The 19,855-nt window shown below is 39.1% G+C and carries 21 protein-coding genes; 8 read left to right on the top strand and 13 right to left on the bottom strand.

All coding sequences use genetic code 11. The annotated features are described in order from the left end of the window. Positions 1–7: 7 nt before the first annotated feature. From QUF49_RS18380 to QUF49_RS18370, 3 genes are all read right to left on the bottom strand, one after another. A protein-coding gene (locus QUF49_RS18380; protein WP_289497122.1) for an IS3 family transposase occupies positions 8–1,170 on the bottom strand; the annotation gives its coding sequence in 2 pieces (ribosomal slippage) (positions 8–894 and positions 894–1,170; 1,164 coding nt in all). A 107-nt stretch (positions 1,171–1,277) separates the two neighbouring features. Next, on the bottom strand, positions 1,278–1,727 hold the full coding sequence (locus tag QUF49_RS18375; RefSeq protein ID WP_289497699.1) for a TlpA disulfide reductase family protein: 450 nt from the start codon (positions 1,725–1,727) through the stop codon (positions 1,278–1,280). 110 nt (positions 1,728–1,837) lie between these two features. Next, positions 1,838–3,016, bottom strand: coding sequence for an MFS transporter (locus QUF49_RS18370; protein WP_353958320.1), 1,179 nt, complete (start codon positions 3,014–3,016; stop codon positions 1,838–1,840). 91 nt (positions 3,017–3,107) lie between these two features. Here QUF49_RS18370 and QUF49_RS18365 point away from each other — a divergent pair, with 91 nt between their 5' ends. Together QUF49_RS18365 and QUF49_RS18360 are read left to right on the top strand one after the other, a co-directional pair. Continuing rightward, the gene (locus QUF49_RS18365) at positions 3,108–3,491 is read left to right on the top strand and encodes an OsmC family protein (RefSeq protein WP_289497120.1); all 384 of its coding nucleotides are present in this window, start codon (positions 3,108–3,110) and stop codon (positions 3,489–3,491) included. A gap of 131 nt (positions 3,492–3,622) precedes the next feature. Next, complete coding sequence (locus QUF49_RS18360) at positions 3,623–4,471, top strand: YfkD famly protein (RefSeq protein ID WP_289497118.1); 849 nt, start codon at positions 3,623–3,625, stop codon at positions 4,469–4,471. 185 nt (positions 4,472–4,656) lie between these two features. Here QUF49_RS18360 and QUF49_RS18355 read toward each other — a convergent pair whose 3' ends face one another. Both QUF49_RS18355 and yfkAB read right to left on the bottom strand, forming a co-directional pair. Then, a complete protein-coding gene (locus tag QUF49_RS18355) occupies positions 4,657–4,974 on the bottom strand; it encodes a winged helix-turn-helix transcriptional regulator (protein WP_077364763.1) in 318 nt (105 codons plus the stop codon). A 103-nt stretch (positions 4,975–5,077) separates the two neighbouring features. Next, positions 5,078–6,196 (bottom strand): radical SAM/CxCxxxxC motif protein YfkAB, encoded by a 1,119-nt coding sequence (gene yfkAB / locus QUF49_RS18350; RefSeq protein WP_289497116.1) that lies wholly within the window; start codon positions 6,194–6,196, stop codon positions 5,078–5,080. A gap of 157 nt (positions 6,197–6,353) precedes the next feature. On the opposite strand from yfkAB, the gene QUF49_RS18345 reads away from it, so the two are divergent. The 3 genes from QUF49_RS18345 (at position 6,354) to pdaA (ending at position 9,533) form a co-directional block, all read left to right on the top strand. Beyond that, on the top strand, positions 6,354–6,545 hold the full coding sequence (locus QUF49_RS18345; protein WP_066243343.1) for an SE1561 family protein: 192 nt from the start codon (positions 6,354–6,356) through the stop codon (positions 6,543–6,545). A 107-nt stretch (positions 6,546–6,652) separates the two neighbouring features. Beyond that, the gene (locus QUF49_RS18340) at positions 6,653–8,200 is read left to right on the top strand and encodes a fumarate hydratase (RefSeq protein WP_289497115.1); all 1,548 of its coding nucleotides are present in this window, start codon (positions 6,653–6,655) and stop codon (positions 8,198–8,200) included. A 523-nt stretch (positions 8,201–8,723) separates the two neighbouring features. Next, positions 8,724–9,533 carry a delta-lactam-biosynthetic de-N-acetylase gene (pdaA, locus tag QUF49_RS18335; protein WP_289497114.1) on the top strand — a complete coding sequence of 270 codons (810 nt, stop codon included), beginning with the start codon at positions 8,724–8,726 and terminating at the stop codon, positions 9,531–9,533. Between the two features lie 159 nt (positions 9,534–9,692). Here the strand turns inward: pdaA and QUF49_RS18330 are convergent, their stop codons facing one another. Then, positions 9,693–12,074 carry a carbohydrate binding domain-containing protein gene (locus tag QUF49_RS18330; RefSeq protein WP_289497113.1) on the bottom strand — a complete coding sequence of 794 codons (2,382 nt, stop codon included), beginning with the start codon at positions 12,072–12,074 and terminating at the stop codon, positions 9,693–9,695. Between the two features lie 268 nt (positions 12,075–12,342). Here QUF49_RS18330 and rlmD point away from each other — a divergent pair, with 268 nt between their 5' ends. Beyond that, positions 12,343–13,731, top strand: coding sequence for a 23S rRNA (uracil(1939)-C(5))-methyltransferase RlmD (gene rlmD / locus QUF49_RS18325; protein ID WP_289497112.1), 1,389 nt, complete (start codon positions 12,343–12,345; stop codon positions 13,729–13,731). A gap of 11 nt (positions 13,732–13,742) precedes the next feature. On the opposite strand, the gene QUF49_RS18320 is transcribed toward rlmD, so the two are convergent. After that, entirely contained in the window at positions 13,743–13,904 is a 162-nt protein-coding gene (locus tag QUF49_RS18320; protein WP_289497111.1) for a hypothetical protein, read from the bottom strand. 86 nt (positions 13,905–13,990) lie between these two features. On the opposite strand from QUF49_RS18320, the gene QUF49_RS18315 reads away from it, so the two are divergent. Continuing rightward, on the top strand, positions 13,991–14,554 hold the full coding sequence (locus QUF49_RS18315; protein WP_289497110.1) for a maltose acetyltransferase domain-containing protein: 564 nt from the start codon (positions 13,991–13,993) through the stop codon (positions 14,552–14,554). A gap of 230 nt (positions 14,555–14,784) precedes the next feature. Here QUF49_RS18315 and QUF49_RS18310 read toward each other — a convergent pair whose 3' ends face one another. The 5 genes from QUF49_RS18310 to QUF49_RS18290 form a co-directional block, all read right to left on the bottom strand. Further along, positions 14,785–14,949: a YfhD family protein gene (locus QUF49_RS18310; RefSeq protein ID WP_289497109.1), complete on the bottom strand. Its 165-nt coding sequence runs from the start codon at positions 14,947–14,949 to the stop codon at positions 14,785–14,787. A gap of 121 nt (positions 14,950–15,070) precedes the next feature. Further along, positions 15,071–15,208: a hypothetical protein gene (locus tag QUF49_RS18305; RefSeq protein ID WP_289497108.1), complete on the bottom strand. Its 138-nt coding sequence runs from the start codon at positions 15,206–15,208 to the stop codon at positions 15,071–15,073. Between the two features lie 87 nt (positions 15,209–15,295). Continuing rightward, complete coding sequence (locus QUF49_RS18300; protein ID WP_289497107.1) at positions 15,296–15,862, bottom strand: GNAT family N-acetyltransferase; 567 nt, start codon at positions 15,860–15,862, stop codon at positions 15,296–15,298. 253 nt (positions 15,863–16,115) lie between these two features. Further along, the gene (locus QUF49_RS18295) at positions 16,116–17,246 is read right to left on the bottom strand and encodes an amidohydrolase (protein ID WP_289497106.1); all 1,131 of its coding nucleotides are present in this window, start codon (positions 17,244–17,246) and stop codon (positions 16,116–16,118) included. Between the two features lie 30 nt (positions 17,247–17,276). Next, positions 17,277–18,179 carry a TIGR01777 family oxidoreductase gene (locus QUF49_RS18290; protein WP_289497105.1) on the bottom strand — a complete coding sequence of 301 codons (903 nt, stop codon included), beginning with the start codon at positions 18,177–18,179 and terminating at the stop codon, positions 17,277–17,279. Positions 18,180–18,319: 140 nt separating this feature from the next. On the opposite strand from QUF49_RS18290, the gene recX reads away from it, so the two are divergent. Beyond that, positions 18,320–19,135: a recombination regulator RecX gene (recX, locus tag QUF49_RS18285; RefSeq protein WP_289497104.1), complete on the top strand. Its 816-nt coding sequence runs from the start codon at positions 18,320–18,322 to the stop codon at positions 19,133–19,135. Here recX and QUF49_RS18280 read toward each other — a convergent pair. Beyond that, positions 19,122–19,805 (bottom strand): SDR family NAD(P)-dependent oxidoreductase, encoded by a 684-nt coding sequence (locus QUF49_RS18280; protein WP_353958319.1) that lies wholly within the window; start codon positions 19,803–19,805, stop codon positions 19,122–19,124. The genes recX and QUF49_RS18280 overlap by 14 nt on opposite strands. Between the last annotated feature and the right edge of the window lie 50 nt (positions 19,806–19,855).

Raw genomic sequence — 19,855 nt, 5'->3', positions numbered from 1 at the left:
ACACCTGTTAGGCTGCCATACTACCAATTTCAATCGGGGTGTGGTAGCCTAATTTTTCTTGAATTCGCTCTTCATTATAATATTTCATGTATTGATCTACTTTTTCCTTCACTTTATCTACGGTTATAGAATTAAACTTCACATATTGGAATTCTTCAGATTTTAGATTTGAATGGAAAGATTCAATAACGGCGTTATCCCAACAATTTCCCCTTCTGGACATACTGCTAATTAATTTACTTTCTTTTATTAACTGCTGATACGCATAAGATGTATACACACTTCCTTGATCACTGTGAATAATAACCCCTTTGGGGTTTCCTCGTGATTCTAAGGCAGCTTTTAAAGTATCTGTCACCAGAGGTGCTTGTTGATGCGTATAGAGCTTGTACGCCACAATTTGATTATTGAATAGATCCATAATAGTTGAAAGATACAATGTGCTTGAACCATATTGAATATACGTAATATCGGTTACCCATTTTTGATTGGGCAAAATGGCTGAAAAATCTCTCTGTAAAAGATTTGGTGCGACAATGATGGCTTGTCCTTGAGATTTCCATTTTCTCTTTGGCTTTACACGGCACTGTAGATGATGCTTTTGCATAATGCGTTGGACAGAATTTCGATTCAAACTCATTTGATATCGACGCTTTAGTAGATGCTTAATTTTCCTATGACCATACCGGTATTTCGTCTCTTCACAAAGAGAGATAATAGCCTTCTCGGATTCAGATAACCCTTTAGATGGAGCTGCTAACCATCGATAGTAGGTTGATTTTGGAACATTTAAAGCAGATAGAATAGCTCTAACGGTGTATTTTTTTCTTAATTTCTTTACCAAACGGAGAACTACTTCTTTTTCAGCTCCTTTTCGATCTCCAAATACTTTTTTAATATTTCATTCTCCTGTTTGTAGTGATTAAATTGACGTTCTTTCTTTTCCTCTTCACTAAGGGAGTTAGGTCCAAGACCATAAGAGTATTGCTTACCGATAGGTTGATCGAACCGATGTACTTCATTATCTCGATACCATCTCATCCACGTATTAATTTGGGACACATTTTTGATTCCATACTTATCCATGATTTCTTCGTTGGAAAATTGCCCACTCATTTTATCTTTAACAACAGCCCACTTTGTTTCTTTTGAATAAACGTTTTTGCCCATGCAAAAACACCTCCGATTTTTCACTTTTAATAAGTGTATCATTTCGAAGGTGTTTTATTGTGTCCCATCTACCTAGGTTAGTCTAATCCGCCCGGTTTTTTGCATGCTTATTTTGTTTCTTTTCCTAACACACGGTTAACACGCTTTGTAAGCATCTTCATTCCGTCTCCACCAGCTTGATAGTGACGAAGCTTTCCTTCTGCATCAAAAACGTAATAAGCTGGAACATACTCGTTTTCGAATGCATCTGTTAAAGCATGGTCGTTATCAACAAAGATCGGCTGTGTAATGTCGTGTTCTGCTGCTACTTCTTTAATTTGGTTGATATCCAAGTCTTTTTCAGAACGAGGCATGTGAACAGCGATAACATTCAGCTCATCTTTGTAGTCATCACGAAATTGATTGATGTTAGGCATCGCTTCCTTACATAATCCGCAGCTTACCGACCAAAAGTGAATTAGAGTCGGCTTATCTCCAATTAGATCGCTTTTAGAAACTTCTCCATTGATCCATTCTGTTGCACCGCTAAGTTCAGGCATATCTGAACGTAATCTCATCATACAAATCTACTCCTTATTTTGAATCGTCTAATTCTAGTTTAAAGAATGTTTAACTAAAGTCAAAATTCCTGCTTTTATTATATGGAGTAAAAAGAAAAAAATATGTTTTAAGCAGATTTAGACGCTAAAGAAGATTGTGGCTTATTTTTCATGAAAAGAATAGGTAAACAAAGAATAAATAACATTCCGCAGATGGCAAACACAAAAGCCCCGCCTTTAAACAAGCTGATAAAACTTCCACCGATTAACGGACCTGCCATACTACCTATGCTGAAACTGATTCCTGCTAAAATATTTCCTGCAGGAAGGTGATATTTAGGCAGCAAATCACTCATGTAGGCTATACCGAGTGAGAACATGGAGCCAACGAACATTCCTGATAAAAAGAACAATGAGATAAGGATCCAAAAATTGTTCATGCTCCAGTAGGTTGCTAAAAACGAGAAAAAACCGGATACAAAAGAAAAGATTAGAATCGGCTTTCGTCCCCATTTGTCACTTAATATGCCTAAAGGCAGTTGAAATACGAGGCTTCCTAGCACGAATGCCGGCAAGAGTACGGCTACCCAATCCAGGCTGATTCCGTTTCGAAGAGCAAAGACTGGGAAAGAGCCGTGCAGTGTTGCTTCTAAAAAACCGTAAGCAAATGGCGGAAGCAAAGAAACCCAAGCGATTTTTAACACATCTTTATAACGGTCAATTGCTGTTACACCAGCAGTACGTGCTGATTCCGTCTCTGGTCTTTCATTCCGAATCGTGGTCATTAGGATAAAGGAAATCAAACAAAGACCAGCTGCGAGCCAAAAAGGAAGGTTCTCGTTGATCTCTAACATTTTTGTCATAAGGGGCCCGATTCCAAACCCAGCACCAAATGCGATGCCATACAAGGAAATGTTGCGACCCCTCTTATTCTCTGGACTGTTTGATGTAATCCATGTTTGGGTAGAAAAGTGGAGCATATGATCTCCAATGCCAATCAGGAGTCTTAACACAAACCAAAACCAAAAGACTTTCCAAACCGGAAACATAGCAAAACAAAGAATTACGGCTAGAAGACCTGCTAGGATGAGGGGCTTATAGCCAAATCTTCTAAGCGGCTTCTCAATAAAGGGAGAAGCGATCAGAATACCAATATAAAGAGCGGTTGCATGGAAGCCGTTTAACGAAGCAGACGTTCCATCTTGTTCAAAAATAACCGCGATCAAAGGAAGTAGCATTCCTTGTGCGAAACCGGAAATAAAAACGATGCTGACTAAGACTGAGAATCTATACGTTGAAAGCTGCATGAGCATCTCCTTTTCAAAACAAACTAAAACCATTGTACAATGGAACTTGTAAAAAGTTGAGTATAAACTTAAATAGAGGAGATGCGTAATTTTGGAATTTAAAATGACCGAAAAAGGCTTTGAGACTTCTGTAGATTATGGAACGCTTCAGATCAGCGGTGATGCGGAGTATGGATACAGACCGTTTCAATTACTTGTTTCTTCTGTAGCTGTTTGCAGCGGTGGAGTTTTACGGAAAGTTCTAGAGCGCATGAGAATGACTTATGAAGATATCAGAGTACAAGCTAAAGTGACACGAGTGGAAGACGAAGCAAACAGAGTTTCTGATATCCATCTTCACTTTGTGATTAAGGGAAGCGAACTTTCTCAAGAAAAAGTTGAAAAAGCGTTAATAGTAACAAGAAAAAACTGTTCCATGGTTCAATCTGTTAAAGATAGTATAAACGTTACAGAAAGCTTTGAGATTGTAGCATAAATGAAAAGCACGAGCACCTCGGTTCTTAATGGATCGGGGTGTTTTATTTTCCAACAATACCCGAAGTAATCCAGAGGTCCAGCATGGATAAATTTTGAGGGATAGAAAAAAATAGGGTAAAGGAGGATGTTATGAAAAGAAGAATTTTTATTATTATATTTGTTATGCTTTTTGTATTGACGAATACAGCAATTGCAGCAGAGAAAACAAAACAGCAGCCAGAACAAAAGCCGGCAGAAAAAACAGAGAAGATAGAAAAAGCTGCTCCAAAAGCAGATATAAAGATGCCTAGCTCTGTTCTTAGCATATCTAAAGAGAACACGTATCCAAACTCTGCACAAGATCTTCCGTACTTGGAGCCGAGCAAGCTAGCTAAAGCGATGCTTAAAACTTCGGATGTACCGATCACAAATCCAGATTTGATCCGATTGCTTAATGAGTCGAGCATCAATGCTTCAAAAGTAGCTTTTTGGTACCGCGCAAAAATTTACTTAGGACAATGGCCGTTGTCTTATCAGTCCACGGAGACTACGGTGAACTGGGAACATCAAAAGATCAACACGAATCGTTTAGATAACAGAGGAGCAAAATCAGTTGCTAAATTATATTTCAACCAAACCGCACATAAAAAAGTAAGCGGCGGTTTGACAGCTTCTATTCCTAACAGTGAAGCGGTTCAAAAGATGATGCTGATCTCAGCGGCAGAAAAGTCAAAGCTTCCGTTGTCGTTCCAAACAGCTGTTGGAGCAGGAACAAAGAAATCTAATGTGTACCATGTATCACCTAAACAAGTGGGGTACTTACACAGTTACGTTCCAGCGGTAAATGAAAGAGGACGTGTTACGTATGGTGAAGTGTATATCGTTTTAAAAGGCGGCAAAAGAGAGATCGTCATTCAAAACGTAACGCAGCAAGGAATTGGTGCTTGGATCCCTGTTCAAGACCACGTATCGTTTAGCTTCCATACAAGCAATATGTAAAAAGGACAACCTCTGATGGCTGTCCTTTCTTTTTTTGCCTTTGTTATCTTTCGAAAGTGTCTGATTTCTGCTCCAGGTTGCTCACTTCAAACAACTTGTTAAAGGCAGAATCCAAAAGCAACAATCTTTTAGAAAAGAGTCAGTGCAAAAAAAGGAGGCACAGCTGCCCCCTTCATTAAAAAAGCTTAACAATGGTCAACCCATTGTTCACTCCAGTCTTGTATCGCATTGATGATTGATTTTAAAGAATTTCCTTTATCCGTTAGTGAATACTCAATTCGCACAGGTGTCTCAGGGTAAACATTGCGTTTTACAATTCCCACAGACTCTAATTCCTTCATGCGCTCAGTAAGCATACGATCACTCATCTCAGGAATTTGGGACTTAATATCTTTAAATCGTTTAGGTCCATCCATCAAAACGCGAATGATGAGTCCTGTCCACTTTTTACCGATAATATCCATGGCTACTTCGTATTTCGGACACATAGTGCTATAATCCATTATCATTCACCTCTATTAGTACAAAGCTAAAACTTCAGTATATAATTTCCTATTATTATACGATTTAAACTTACTTTTGTAAAGTTTATAACTTTTTAACGCTTTAAAGCTTAGACGTGTTCAACATAAAGTCGGTGTCCTTGTAGTAAGAGTGTTTAACGAGTACGTTTGGTCCCAAACATTGAACCGCAGGACAGTGGCAGCTAAGCTCTTTTGCAAGCGCTGAATCACTCCAGGTTTTATAAGCGTCGAGCAAGTTTGTATCTTTAATGTTCCCGAGTGCCGGAGCATCTCCGAAATCAGTCACAATGATATTGCCATCAAACAAGTTAATGTTTAGTCTTGAACGTCCGTCGGGATCGTTACGTACTGTAACATTTTCTTCTGATCGGAGCCTTTTGATGAGTTCTAGATCTTCTTGATTATTTGAACATGAATAAAAAGGAAGAGTTCCAAAGAGCATCCAAGTTTCTTTATCCCGAACATCAAGCAGATGATGAATACTTTCACGCATTTCATCTAGTGAAAGGGTCTCCAGTGCACTCGCAAAGTCACTAGGGTACATCGGGTGAATTTCATGGCGCTGACAGCCCATCTCGAGAACATGTTTATGTATGTCTTCTAAATAGGGAAGAGTCTTTTTGTTGAGCATTGTTTCAGCCGATACCAAAACACCTGCTTTAGTCAGTGCTTTAGCATTTTCAACAAGGCGGATAAAATAAGCTTTACGTTGTTCGACAGAAGGTTTCTTATCCATCATCGCAAAGCCCGTGTCAGAAAACTCCTCCAGCGTTCCCCAGTTATGGGAAATGTGAAGTACATCTAAGTAAGGAATAATTTTTTCATAACGCGCTAAATCTAAAGTTAAATTTGAGTTAATCTGTGTGCGTGCACCTCGTTCTTTAGCGTACTTTAATAGGGGCACAACATAGTTTTTAACCGATTTTAATGACATCATCGGTTCGCCGCCAGTGATACTGAACGCTCTTAACTGAGGGATCTCATCAAGTCTTTTGATGACAAGGTCCAACGGAAGAGGTTCAGGATCCTTGGTTTGTAAAGTGTAACCGACAGCACAATGAGCACAGCGCATGTTGCAAAGAGTCGTTGTTGTAATTTCGATATTGGATAGCTGCAATCTTTGGTGCTCACTCATATCTAAATAAGCTTCCCACGGATCATAATCTGGGGTTATCGCTTTTAAATTCGTTTTTAATACCATTTAACTATTCTCCTTCACGACCAAAATGGACAATTTCTATCTTAACTGAACGTACGTTAAAGAAAAAGGCTAAACTTATGTTGGCAAATGCTTAATTCTGTATTGGCAAAATCGGCTGGCCTTGTTAAAGTAGAGTGGATGGAAAGGAGAGATCAACATGGGTAACTCTATTCAGGATAAATCCTCTCAAAAAGAATATATTAAAAATCGTATTGATTTATTAGTTGATGTTTTAGATTCTATAGATGCTGAAACAGCTGGAATTGAAGAGATCGACAGAATTATTGGAATGCTTGATGACTTAGAAGAAAAGTGCAAACAATTCCGTCACGATTGGGAAGAAAAATAAGCTGAAATCCGTTTCTTTACTAAAGAGACGGTTTTTTTTGTTATAATGGACTCATTAATAATTTTGATTACGCTTACAATAGCAAGTCATAAAGGGGTAGTGAAGAGATGGAGAAATTTCAAGAAAGCATGTACAAGCTGATTGTTGAAACATCAACTAAATTGCCAAAAGACGTTCGCCGTGCGATTCTTGCTGCAAAGCTTAAAGAAAATGCAGGTACACGCGCTGCGATGTCCTTAGATACGATTACAGATAACATTTTAAAAGCAGATGAAAATGTATCGCCGATCTGTCAGGACACAGGACTTCCTACTTTTAAAATTAAAGTTCCTGTAGGAGCAAATCAGATTAAGATGAAAAAAGCAATTCGCCAAGCGATTGCAGACGCAACCAAAGATACGAAGCTGCGCCCGAACTCTGTTGACTCTATCACAGGTGATAACAGCGGGGACAACCTTGGTGATGGTACGCCTGTTATTAAGTTTGAGCAATGGGAAGAAGACTATATTGATGCACGATTGATCTTAAAAGGCGGAGGTTGTGAGAATAAGAATATTCAATACAGTCTCCCTGCTGAGTTAGAAGGATTGGGCCGTGCCGGAAGAGACTTAGATGGTATTCGTAAATGTATCATGCATTCTGTTTATCAAGCACAAGGCCAAGGTTGCAGTGCCGGATTTATCGGCGTAGGCATCGGTGGAGACCGTACTTCTGGATATGAGCTAGCTAAAGAAATGCTGTTCCGTTCAGTAGATGATGTTAATCCGAATGAAAACCTTCGCAAGCTTGAAGAGTATGTGATGGAGAATGCCAATAAGCTTGGAATCGGTACGATGGGCTTTGGCGGCGAGACAACGCTATTAGGCTGTAAAGTTGGCGTAATTAATCGTATTCCTGCAAGTTTCTTCGTTTCTGTAGCATACAACTGCTGGGCTTATCGCCGCTTAGGAGTGAAATTGAACGCTGAAACAGGCGAGATCCAGGAATGGCTGTATCAAGAAGGCGAAGAAGTAGATTTCAATAAAGCTGAAGAAGAAGCAGCTGCAGCTTTAGAACAACAAGAAGAAAAAACAAGAAGCGTAACGTTGGAAGCGCCGATTACAGAAGAGCAAATCCGCGAGCTGAAAGTAGGAGACGTAGTTACGATCAATGGTATGATGCATACTGGCCGTGATGCGATCCACAAGCACCTTATGGATAATCCCGCACCGATTGATCTTAACGGACAGATCATCTACCACTGTGGTCCGGTAATGGCGAAAGACGCTGAAGGCAACTGGGTCGTAAAAGCAGCAGGACCAACAACAAGTATTCGTGAAGAACCTTATCAAGGGGATATCATGAAAAAGTTTGGTATCCGCGCAGTAATCGGTAAAGGCGGAATGGGTCCAAAAACGCTTGCTGCTCTTAAGGAATATGGCGGTGTTTATCTAAACGCAATCGGCGGTGCAGCGCAATATTATGCGGAGTGTATGGAAAAAGTTGAAGGTGTTGATCTGATGGAATTCGGTGTTCCAGAAGCAATGTGGCACATTCGTGTAAATGGATTTACAGCAGTTGTAACAATGGATTCCCACGGAAACAGTCTTCATGAACATGTTGAAAAGTCATCTTTACAGAAGCTCGAGCAGTTTAAAGATCCAGTATTTAAATAAATTTGTTTTGAAAGCCACAGTTCGTGGCTTTTTTCTTTTTTTCAGCAATGGAAACTTCAAGTCAGTTAATACATGCTCGTCCAGCGGCACATAGTGCACGCTGGATGAGCGATTCTCAAGATTTATGAGCGATTCTCAAGATTTATGAGCGATTCTCAAGATTTATGAGCGATTCTCAAGATTTATGAGCGATTCTCAAGATTTATGAGCGATTCTCAAGATTTATGAGCGATTCTCAAGATTTATGAGCGATTCTCAAGATTTATGAGCGATTCTCAAGATTTATGAGCGATTCTCAAGATTTATGAGCGATTCTCAAGATTTATGAGCGATTCTCAAGATTTATGAGCGATTCTCAAGATTTATGAGCGATTCTCAAGATTTATGAGCGATTCTCAAGATTTACGAGCGCTATGTCACATTCGAATTCATACTTAATATTACTTCCTTTATATCCCTAGCATGCTTTTCTTTATTTACTGCAAAATAAAGGTATAGGCTGTCGTTTGAAGGAGGATGTATTATGAGAATCAACCGGCTCCTGTACCTAATATTGGTTTCTATTTTATTTTTTGCACAAACACATGTTATTTATGCTCAACGAGGAGTATCTAATCAAAAGCTTGAATGGTACTTTGAGAAAAAGGGGGAAGAAAAGCCTCCTGTTACTGACGCAAGATTTATGGAGCTCATTCAAAAATACGATAGTCTTTTTATCGGGGATCCTGCTAAGAAAGACATCTATTTAACATTTGATAACGGATATGAAAACGGTTATACCGATGATGTTTTGGATGTATTGAAGAGAAAGAAAGTACCTGCTGCCTTCTTTGTAACCGGACAATTTATGAAGACTCACCCTCACCTAATAAAACGAATGGCTGAAGAAGGGCATATTGTAGGGAACCACTCATACCACCATCCAGACCTTACCCAAGTATCCGATGCTCGATTGAAAAATGAGCTTGAAAAAGTAAAATTAAGATACACTGAGCTGACTGGCAGAACGGATATGCACTATATACGTCCTCCAAGAGGTGTATTTAGTGAAAGAACGATCATGCTTGCAAAACAAGAAGGCTATACACATGTGTTCTGGTCACTTGCTTTTCTGGATTGGGAAACCGATAAACAGCGTGGTTGGGAATATTCGTACAACCAAATCATGAAGCAGATTCACCCTGGCAGTATTATGCTGCTTCATACTGTTTCAAAAGATAACGCTGATGCGTTAGAGACAACGATAGAAGCTCTTCAAAAAAGAGGCTATACGTTTAAGAGCCTTGATGATTTGCAAACAAATAAATCTGCGCCGCCTTTATTGTTTCAATGATTTGTGCCTTTGTTTTAAGACAAAGGTTCTTTTTTTTGAAGCTCTTTTCTAAAGGATTGTTACTTTTAAAGTTAGTTGTTGTGCAGGCGTATAAAAAAACGCTCAAAATCTGACTCGACTTTGTAGGCGAGAATAGAATTTAAGCGTCTTTAAATGAATTTATTTTACTGCTTTCAACTCCACATTATCTAAAAAGATCGTGTGTGTCCCTATTGGGGATTGAGTACTTTTCCCAAGAAGGAATTTAAGTGACATCGTATCTGTTGCTGAAGGAGTAAAGGTATAAGTATAGTTTTTTTCTTCAGCTCCTACTTGTACTTTTTCATTAAAATATCTGTTATATTGTGCGTTTTCGAGCGTCACCTCTATGTCACGAGCAATTTCTGAGCGTGCTGTAAAACGTAACTCATACTGAAGTCCTTCAACTAATGCAAGATTGGCTTGCTCTAGAAGGACACTCCAAGTTTCATTTCCTTCGTTGACAATGCTGATTTTAGCTTGTTCATTTTCACTCTCTACACTCGCAGTTGCATCAAAATGGACATAGTTGCTCCAGTTAGACAGACCAGAACTAAAATCTCCATTTTGCAAAGGATTCATATCCACCTCTGTTTTTAAAACAATATCATCCAAATAAACATCTGCAGAGTCTCCGCCTAAATAGAAGATCAACTGGCTGTTAGAGTCTGTTTCCCCAGTATGCTTGAACTTCATTTCGAATTGATTACTTTTTTTGTTTAAGTCCATCTCCTGAGGAGTTATATACGATATATTGCCATCCTCATTCAATAGCGCGATCTTAATTTCCCGGTCTTTATCTGCTCTGCCTTTGAAGGATAAAACATACTCATTGTCTTTAATCAGTTGAATCCCTTTTTGGACAAGGTATTTATCTGTTGCCTTAGAAGGATGTCCTTTTAGTTTCGCATGAAATTCACGTGATTCCTCACTTACAGTCGCTTTATCTTTCTTGTTATTTGATTCAAAACTCCAATATGTCAAACGATCCATACTGCCCTGATCGAAGGTTCCGTTATATACATGATTGCCGTCTTTAAGAGGGGTTTTTGAAGCAGCCTCATCAATCGGCTCGTTTGTAACTTCTTCTACACGTACGTTACCAATCCACACAGGAGCCGTTCCGTTATTTCCAAGATTGAATTCAAGTCGAGCAGCTATATCCGTTTCAGCGAGCATATCAAAAGTAAAAGCATAAGATTGAAGGCTGTCACTTAGCTTGATGGATTCTTCGTTGGAATATTTGCTCCAGCCTCGATCAGCTCCACCTCCTGCTTTCACAACCATTTGTCGATCAGCCGTTGACTTTGCATCAAAACTGACTTTATATTTTCCGCTTTTACCAAGTGATACATTTTGGATGGCTTGGACAGAGTGTAGAAAGGAGCCTGGTGTAGCAGTTGAAATTTTAGCGAAATTCTTGTCATTGATTGGCTCAATGTCTACAGATGCTTCACCGCCAAAGTCGGGAAGAGTAACAAGATTCCAGTACAAGTTATCTAATGTCTGCTCATTCTGTGTGATGAATGTAAAAGGCTTTTCAAAGTTCCCATCATAGATTAAATTTCCGTCAGCTAATGGTTGTTTCGCATCTGCAGGCAATTCTACAGGCTGTGGTGTTGGCTCTACTGGATCACGGTAGTCACCATTTTTTAAATCATAAACACGGACGTAATCGATCTCCATTTGTTGTGGAAAGGTAGTCGTTTCATCGGGGTCTCCATCAAAATGGCCACCAACTGCAAGATTCATGATTAAATAAAAGTTTTGATCAAATGGAGCTGGGTATGAAAAATTTATAGGATTGTTTTGATTTTTTGCGTACCATGCATTTTGAGTTTGATACAGCACTCCATCTACGTACCATCTGATCTCACCTGGTTCCCACTCTACAGCATATGTATGCCACGTATTAATTCCTTGTCCTTCAGGCAGCACATATTCTTTTCCTGTATAGCGATTGTTTGGCCACGTTTCCCCATAATGAATGGTGCCCGCTACTACATTTGGTCTGCTGCCCCAGGCTTCCATGATGTCGATTTCTCCTGAGGCGGCCCATCCGCCGTATTTATCTTTTTCAGGAAGCATCCAAAGAGCAGGCCAAAAGCCTTTTCCAGTAGGTAATTTAGCACGGAGCTCATATCTTCCATAAGTTTGGCTAAATAACCCTTTTGTTTTTAGTTTAGCAGACGTGTAATCATATGTTCCTGTATCATCAGTGGTGGTTTCTTTTTGAGCACGAATGACTAATTTACCATCTTTCACAAAAGAGTTGTCTTTAGAATTCGTATAATATTGTTTTTCATCGTTACCCCATCCAGGGGCCACATTATTACCATCTTCATCTTTGATCCAATTTCCAATGTCGTGCGTCCATTTATTAGGATCAATGTGAGGTTTGTTGAATTCATCCGACCAGGTAAGAGACCATTTTGGTTTATGCTGCGTTTTATTTTTCACAGAATCAGCACCTTCTTTCGGAGTTGCAGAAACACCGTTAGGTATAACTAATAAAGCACTCAATAAAAATGCACAAGTTTTCTTCAAAGAATTTTCATCCTCCTTATAAAATTGAATTCATCTTAAATCGAAAGCGGTTTCGAAAATAAACGAAAGCGCTTTCGTTTATTTATTATACAAGGTAATAACAATGATTCAATCTGACTTTAGATTTATTTTTGATTTTCTAAAAATAAAACTGTGTTTTTTAAATGAATTGAAGTTGGTAGAAGCGAGCGGTTTCGTCTACAATAAGAAAAGCCACTTTAGCTAAGAAACGAGTGATAAAGATATGAAAAATACGAAGAAAGAAAGTCCCATAATGAAAGTTGGTCAGACAGTACCCATTTCCATTAAACGTATGGGTATTAATGGTGAGGGAATTGGATTCTATAATAGGCAGGTTGTCTTTGTGCCAGGTGGGATTCCGGGTGAAGAGATTTCTGTTATCATTACAAAAGTTTTTCCTAATCGAGCAGAAGGAAAAATTAAAAAAGTATTTAAAAAATCCAAGAACAGAGTAACACCACCATGTCCGATCTATGAAACGTGCGGTGGATGTCAGATTCAGCATATGACCTACTCAACACAGCTTAAAGAAAAACGAGATATTGTTGTACAAGCTTTCGAAAGATACACGAAGATTTCGAAAGATAAGCTGAATGTGAGTAAAACGATTGGAATGGACGAGCCTTGGTCCTATCGAAATAAGTCTCAATTCCAAGTAGCTAAAATCGATGATACCGTTATTGCCGGACTGTACAGCAGCAATTCACACAAGTTGATTAACATAGATCATTGTCTTGTACAGCATGAAGATACGAATATCGTGACAAATAAAGTGAAACAAATTATTCGTGATCTAAACCTATCTGTATATGACGAAAGAAAACGAACAGGAAGCATTCGTACGATAGTTGTGAGAACCGCTTTTCGTACTGATGAGATTCAGCTGGTCATCGTAACGGCAACAAATGAACTTCCGAAAAAAGACCTTTTTGTTTCTGAGATTAAGAAAAGACTTCCTCAGGTTACATCCTTTGTTCAGAATGTTAATGAAGAAAAAACATCGCTCATCTTTGGAGAACTGACAGAAGGGATCTATGGAAAGGAAACAATTACAGAACACTTAGGTGACATGAGTTTTGAACTTTCTGCACGTGCCTTTTTTCAATTAAATCCAGAGCAAACCGTCAAGCTGTATAACGAAGTGAAAAAACAAGCGAAACTTACGGGAGAAGAAAGAGTCGTTGATGCCTATTGCGGTTCAGGAACAATCGGTATGTGGCTTGCAAACGAAGCAAAAGAGATTAGAGGGATGGACATTATAAAAGAATCCATCTTGAATGCAAAAGAAAATGCAGAGAAGCATCATATAACAAATGCACATTATGAGGCCGGAAAAGCTGAGAAATTGCTGCCAAAATGGTTAAAAGAGGGTTGGCAGCCTGATGTTGTAGTGGTAGATCCTCCAAGAACCGGGTGTGATCTTGCATTCTTAGAAACGGTTGTAAAAATTAAACCGAAAAGAATGGTTTACGTTTCATGTAATCCATCAACATTAGCAAAAGATGTCCACATGTTGATAAGTAACGGATTTGAAGTTGAACAAATCACACCTGTGGATATGTTTCCGCAAACTGCTCAAGTAGAGGCAGTTTGTACATTAGTACGTAAATAAAGTATGTAGATTTAAGTAAACCGTTGTTGCTCTTGAAAGTGTTGATTTCCGTTACAGGTTGCTCGCTTTCCGGGGGGCGTCCGGTGAGCCACCTCGGCGCTTTGCGCCCTTAGGTGTCTCACCTGTCCCGCTGATCCCCCCCCCAGGAGTCTCGCACCTTGCACTCCAATCAACTTATCGAGGAAGAATATGAACAAAATTAACAAAAACATCATTTTTAAACAACATTCTAGTATACAACTTGAGAGGAGAGTACTTCGTGAAAACTGAAAAAGAAAAGATGTTAGATGGCGAGATGTACCGGCCAGACGATCAGCAGCTTATGGATGAGCGTACTCGTGCAAGGAGACTTACTAGAGAATACAATATGACCACAGAAGAAGAATTGGATAAGCGAAGTGAACTAATAAAAGAGCTTTTCGGTTCAACAGGTAAGAATATAGGAATCGAACCAAACTTCAGATGCGATTATGGCTATAACATACATGCTGGTGAAAACTTCTTTGCTAACTTTGACTGCACCATTCTAGATGTTTGCGAAGTAAGGTTTGGGGATAATTGTATGCTCGCACCAGGCGTTCATATTTATACGGCTACTCATCCATTAGATCCAGTTGAACGAAATTCAGGCGCTGAATTCGGCAAGCCTGTGGAAATAGGCAATAATGTTTGGCTTGGTGGAGGTGCGATTATCAATCCAGGAGTGAAGATTGGGGATAACGTAGTCGTTGCATCTGGAGCGGTTGTAACTAAAAATGTTCCTTCCAATGCAGTAGTTGGGGGAAACCCTGCGAAAATTATTAAAACACTCGAAATTAAATAATAAATTTAAAGCTTTAAAAATTCAGAAATATACACACTATCCACATGCTTTTCCACAGAAAATGTGTATAACTTATATGATTTGCACATATTTGCACAATAATGTTTCATCATACTAAGCAATTATTCACAATATCCACAAACCTGTGTATAACTTTATCCACAACATAAAAAATGTATAAGATTTCTATATTAAAAAAAGACCTGCTATCCCAGCAGGTCTTTTCGCACTTAGCGACGGCCGTTTTTTTGGCGTCGGTCAGCGGCTTGTGCACGTGCTTGTGCTTCAAGATCGTTTTGATCTGCCAATTCACTTGAGTACTCGACGTCAAGTCCTTTGGCTTGAGAAGCTTTAGCATTGTTGTGCGATGGGGACTTTCGGTTACGTTTTTCCACACAAATACCTCCTTAAAGATATCACGATGTTTGAAACGTAAAACAAAAGCTAGTGAGGAACTTGTCCTCACATATAGAATGTGCAGTTTTTAGGATTTTATTAAAGGAATTATCATCCTTTTTACGAATAATCCTCGTTCGTCATTTCTTTTTGTTCTGCAGTTGATTCTGCAGATTTTATTTCTTCCTTGTATAGGATTTCTTGTGTTTTGGTTAAATCGTTATTTCTCTCTTTTGCTTCTTGTTTGCTGCTTTTCATGATCATACCTCCTAATTAAAATAACACCACCTTCAAAAAGTGAAGGTGGTGTTAGTATGTGCAGAGCACGCCGTCATGTTACCTGTATTAAGCTTCCTTTAACTGTTCTTCAACAATTTCAAGAGGCTGTGTCTGTGTGCGAAGCTGATGCATGAGGTAGTTATCTTTTTCAATCTGATATAAGTTGTAAATATCTTGGCCTTGGTTGAGCTGATCGTAAACGTCTTTTCTTGTTTCGTTTGCAAGGGTAACGTAAGGAATTTTCTCGGCTGCCTTTTGTGACCGGACATTAACTTTACGAATACGCATAAAAACAGTGTGGATATCCTTCTCATAAAACAACTCAGAAAAGAAGGCTTCTTTTGCTAAAGAATTATAACCTTTTCCAAAATAAGGCTGACCAATCCATGTTCCAAGGAAGCCATAGCCATCTTGGACATCGAATAGATTAATGGTGCCGATTGGATTTTGCCACTCATCCAATATCGTTCTGGAGATAATCTTTCCTTGTTCTTCTTCCTCTAGCGTTTGCTTCGTCAGGAACATAAACTCCTCAAAAGAAGCAGCTTTTTGGCGTACAAAAGGGAAGACTTCTGGGTGCACCATTAAATTGTAAAGAACATGACTCTCCGTTAAATCACGCTTTTTCAACAATTTAATCCCTCCTAGAGGGCAGAAGTATCCCCCACCCTCGAATTAAGAATAAAAATTAATTCGGGGTGGGAATCGAACCCACTAGGACCAGTCAAAGCTGGTGGCGCACCAATTGCCTTCCCTTGCTCAATATTTAATTTATAAAAATAATTTTTACTTTAGCTATTAGAGCGACTTTTAAATTTTCCCGGATTCGATAATCCGCATGTTGCTCTTCTTGTATCATAAGACATTTTTTTAAAAAAGAAAATAGTTATTTTGTAGATTTTTTGTAAATTATTTCTCCGTCAATCATGGTCATTACAGGGTTTGCAGAAAAGTGGAAAGGATGCTCGGTCCAAAGGGATAAATCAGCATCTTTTCCTGGCTCAATACTTCCTACACGATTATCAATTCCAAGGTTTCTTGCGGGTGCAATCGTAATCCCTTCAAGTGCTTTCTTTTCACTTAGACCTTCCCGTACAGCAATGGCTGCACAAACATTTAGATATTGAATAGGAACGTAAGGATGATCGGTCGTAATCGAAACTTCAACATTATTTTCAGATAGTATGCGATATGTGTCCCATGTCTTGTTTTTTAGTTCGATTTTTGATTTTCGAGTTAAAGTTGGTCCAACACTCACTTTTAAGTTTAGATCCTTGAAAGCATCAGCAATCAAATGGCCTTCTGTACAATGTTCAATTCGAAAATCAAGGTTGAATTCTTCCGCAAAACGAATAGCAGACAGAATATCGTCAGAGCGGTGCGCATGAATTCGAACGGGTATTTCACGGTTTAATGCAGCTGCGATCGGTGCGACACGCAGATTATCTTGGTATGCTGAGTCTTTCGCTTGATAAAAAGCCTCACGAAGCATACCCATGATACCCATGCGGGTGATGGAATCATTATGACGGCCGCTGTGAATGCGTTTTGGATTTTCTCCAAGCGCTATTTTCAGACCGGCTGTTTCTTTAATGATCATTTTTCGAATGTCATTACCATGCGTTTTGATAACAGAAGTCGTTCCACCAATCACATTAGCACTTCCTGGCATAATATGCGCGGTAGTGACTCCAAAACGAACAGCATCTTTAAAGGCAATATCTAACGGATGACAGCCATCAATGGCGCGGATATGAGGGGTAAGCACTTCATGGGTTTCATTTGCATCATTACCAGCCCAGCCAGTACCTTCATCATAAAGTCCCAAGTGAGTATGGACATCAATAAATCCGGGGAGAAGATGAAGGTTTTCAGCTGAAATAACATCCATTTCAGATGTAGGTTCTATATGCTTTTCCACAGCTAGGATCTTGCCGTTCTCTACAAGAACATCTCCTTTTTGCAATTCATTGCTCGTAATAGGATAGACTTTTGCTTTTTGGATTAATATTTTCATTATGTGTCACCTGATAAATTATTTTTATTATCATTGTAACAAATCATGTAAAGCCCCCTTTAGATGAGGATAAGTAAATTGAAAACCATTGTTCAGTGCTTTATCGGGAAGCACCTGCTGCCCTTTTAAAATCAGCATGCTCATTTCACCGAATAGAAGCTTAAACGCGATCGAAGGAGCAGGAAGCCAATGTGGGCGATGCATGACGTCACCTGTTACTTGACCAAACTCTTTCATCGTAACAGGGTGTGGAGCAGTCACATTCACGGGACCTGAATATTGCTCGTTTTCGATTGCTGCTTTTATAAGGTTTGCCAGATCTTCAACATGAACCCACGATACCCATTGCTCACCTGAACCAACAGTTCCTCCAGCAAAAAATCGATAGGGAAGACTTAGCTGTGGAAGTACTCCGCCATCCCTGCCTAAAACGAGCCCAAATCTTGTATATATTGTTCTGCAGCCAAGACTTTCTGCACCTTTTGCTTTTGTTTCCCACGCTTTAACCACTTCAGCTAAAAAATCCGTCCCATGAGTTTCCGTGTCTTCTGTAAATACTTCTGTTTCAGATGTTCCGTAGTATCCGATCGCAGATGCGTTCACCCAAACAGAAGGAGGCTCTGGTAATTTTTCAGCGAGATTCAATAGCGATTCTGTTGCTTTTAAACGGCTGTTTAAAATAGTTTGTTTCTTTTCATCTGTCCATCTGCCATTGATGGATTCGCCAGCAAGGTTGATAACAGCATCGATTCTAGGAAGCTCTTTTTCGGGCGTGCTGTGAGGAGTCAGCCACTCTATATACGTGACATTCTTTTGTTTCGGTTTGTTTTCTGGATTACGAGTAAGAATGAAGATTTTATAAGTACTTTGCATCAATTGAGTGATATGTTTTCCAATGAATCCTGTGCCGCCAGAGACCAAAATGTTTTTCATATTAAACTCCTCTCAACTTTATCTTTATTAATAATTATCTTTTCTTATTCGATTCCCTTGTTTACCGGTCTCTAAAAGGGGTATTTTTTCAAACTGTACAAGCAATTATGTTAAACTAGAGTGTGAAAGAAGGTGGGTAGATGGTTGTCATAACAAGGATTTCTGCTCAGCAAAAAAACGATGAACGATTTAATATTTTTGTACAAAAAGGAACTAAGGAAGAGTTTGCATTTAGCGTAGACGCTGATGTACTAATAAAGTTTCAGCTGCAAAAAGGGATGCAGATCGATGAAAAAGAATGGGAAGAGATCATTGAGGAAGATCAATATCGAAAAGCCTTTAACAAAGCTTTGCATTATTTATCTTTCCGAATGAGGACCGCTCATGAGATTGAAGAATTTTTAGAAAAGAAAGAAGTACCGCAGCCGACGATTAAGAGGGTCCTGCAGAAACTGTCTGAATACGATTTTGTAAACGATAAGACCTTTGCGAATGCTCTTGTTAAAAGCCGCATGAATACATCATTTAAAGGGCCGGGTATGATTCGGCAAGAGCTTAAGAAAAAAGGAATCAGTGAAAGTCATACAGAAGAGGCGCTGAATCAGTTCAGTTTTGATGAACAGCTTGATGCGAGTATAAAGTTTATTCAAAAACAATTTTCAAGCAGAGCTAAGCGTTCTGAAAAGGAACAGAAACAAAGAATTGCTCAGCAGCTTCAGCAAAAAGGATTCATGTGGGAAGTGATCGAAATGGCGTTTCAAGAAGCTAAGATCAGTCAATCTGCTGAAGATGAAAAAGAAGCCTTGCTCACTCATGCTCGAAAAGCTCATCTTAAATATAAAAAGTATAGCGGATATGAGTACGAGTCTCGCATGAAGCGTTTTTTATACAGCAAGGGCTTCGATTCTGATGTTATTTCTGAGCTGCTAAGCGGGGACGAGCTTAACGATCTATAAAGATCTCACTTCGATTGTCGTCTTGTTCAATAATTAGTTCTGCAATTTTTTCAGGGGATTTTAAACGTGATCGGTCACTGATATGATCGGAACCGTCCCAAAACGGAGTATCCATTCCTCCCATATAGACAGCGGTTGGATAAATGCCAGTGCCATCCCATTCTTTAACAAGGCTCTCCGTAAATCCTCTAACAGCAAACTTAGACGCACAATAAACAGATTCGTTTACTTTACCGCGTAAACCAGCTGTAGAGATAATGTTCATTACCTTGCCATATCCCTGCTTTTTGAAAAGGGGAAAAGCCGCCTTTGTTGGATAAATCGAACCATACACGTTGGTCTCCATCATTTGACGGATGTCGCTTTCAGATAATTCGTTAAAAGGCTGAAAAATACCCGTACCAGCGTTGTTGATTAATAAGTAGACGTCTTCATTGTGAAAAATGGACCCAAGCACCGATTGCACCTGTTCATAATGTGTTACATCACAGACTTTATACGATACGGTATTTTCGCTGCTAGTTGAAAAGGTCTGTACAGCTTGTTTTAATTTTGCTTCTGTGCGGCCAATCAGGCACACGTTGAAATCTTTATAATATTGATGGGCTAAAGCAAGACCGAGACCTGAACCGCCGCCCGTTATAATTACAGTTTTGTTCAAAATTATCACTCCTATGTAGTTAAATCTCAAGCATTTATAGGGTACAGAAAAGAAAGGAA

Source organism: Fictibacillus sp. b24 (assembly GCF_030348825.1).
GTDB lineage: Bacteria > Bacillota > Bacilli > Bacillales > Fictibacillaceae > Fictibacillus.
Note: the sequence above shows the minus strand (reverse complement) of the source record. Positions and strands in the feature narration are given on the sequence as shown.

Excerpts from the sequence above, each read along its gene's own strand:
- QUF49_RS18375 (WP_289497699.1), bottom strand. The coding sequence starts at position 1,727 with ATGAGATTACGTTCAGATATGCCTGAACTTAGCGGTGCAACAGAATGG.
- QUF49_RS18370 (WP_353958320.1), bottom strand. The coding sequence starts at position 3,016 with ATGCAGCTTTCAACGTATAGATTCTCAGTCTTAGTCAGCATCGTTTTT.
- QUF49_RS18360 (WP_289497118.1), top strand. The coding sequence starts at position 3,623 with ATGAAAAGAAGAATTTTTATTATTATATTTGTTATGCTTTTTGTATTG.
- QUF49_RS18355 (WP_077364763.1), bottom strand. The coding sequence starts at position 4,974 with ATGGATTATAGCACTATGTGTCCGAAATACGAAGTAGCCATGGATATT.
- yfkAB (WP_289497116.1), bottom strand. The coding sequence starts at position 6,196 with ATGGTATTAAAAACGAATTTAAAAGCGATAACCCCAGATTATGATCCG.
- QUF49_RS18345 (WP_066243343.1), top strand. The coding sequence starts at position 6,354 with ATGGGTAACTCTATTCAGGATAAATCCTCTCAAAAAGAATATATTAAA.
- QUF49_RS18340 (WP_289497115.1), top strand. The coding sequence starts at position 6,653 with ATGGAGAAATTTCAAGAAAGCATGTACAAGCTGATTGTTGAAACATCA.
- pdaA (WP_289497114.1), top strand. The coding sequence starts at position 8,724 with ATGAGAATCAACCGGCTCCTGTACCTAATATTGGTTTCTATTTTATTT.
- rlmD (WP_289497112.1), top strand. The coding sequence starts at position 12,343 with ATGAAAAATACGAAGAAAGAAAGTCCCATAATGAAAGTTGGTCAGACA.
- QUF49_RS18305 (WP_289497108.1), bottom strand. The coding sequence starts at position 15,208 with ATGAAAAGCAGCAAACAAGAAGCAAAAGAGAGAAATAACGATTTAACC.
- QUF49_RS18295 (WP_289497106.1), bottom strand. The coding sequence starts at position 17,246 with ATGAAAATATTAATCCAAAAAGCAAAAGTCTATCCTATTACGAGCAAT.
- QUF49_RS18290 (WP_289497105.1), bottom strand. The coding sequence starts at position 18,179 with ATGAAAAACATTTTGGTCTCTGGCGGCACAGGATTCATTGGAAAACAT.
- recX (WP_289497104.1), top strand. The coding sequence starts at position 18,320 with ATGGTTGTCATAACAAGGATTTCTGCTCAGCAAAAAAACGATGAACGA.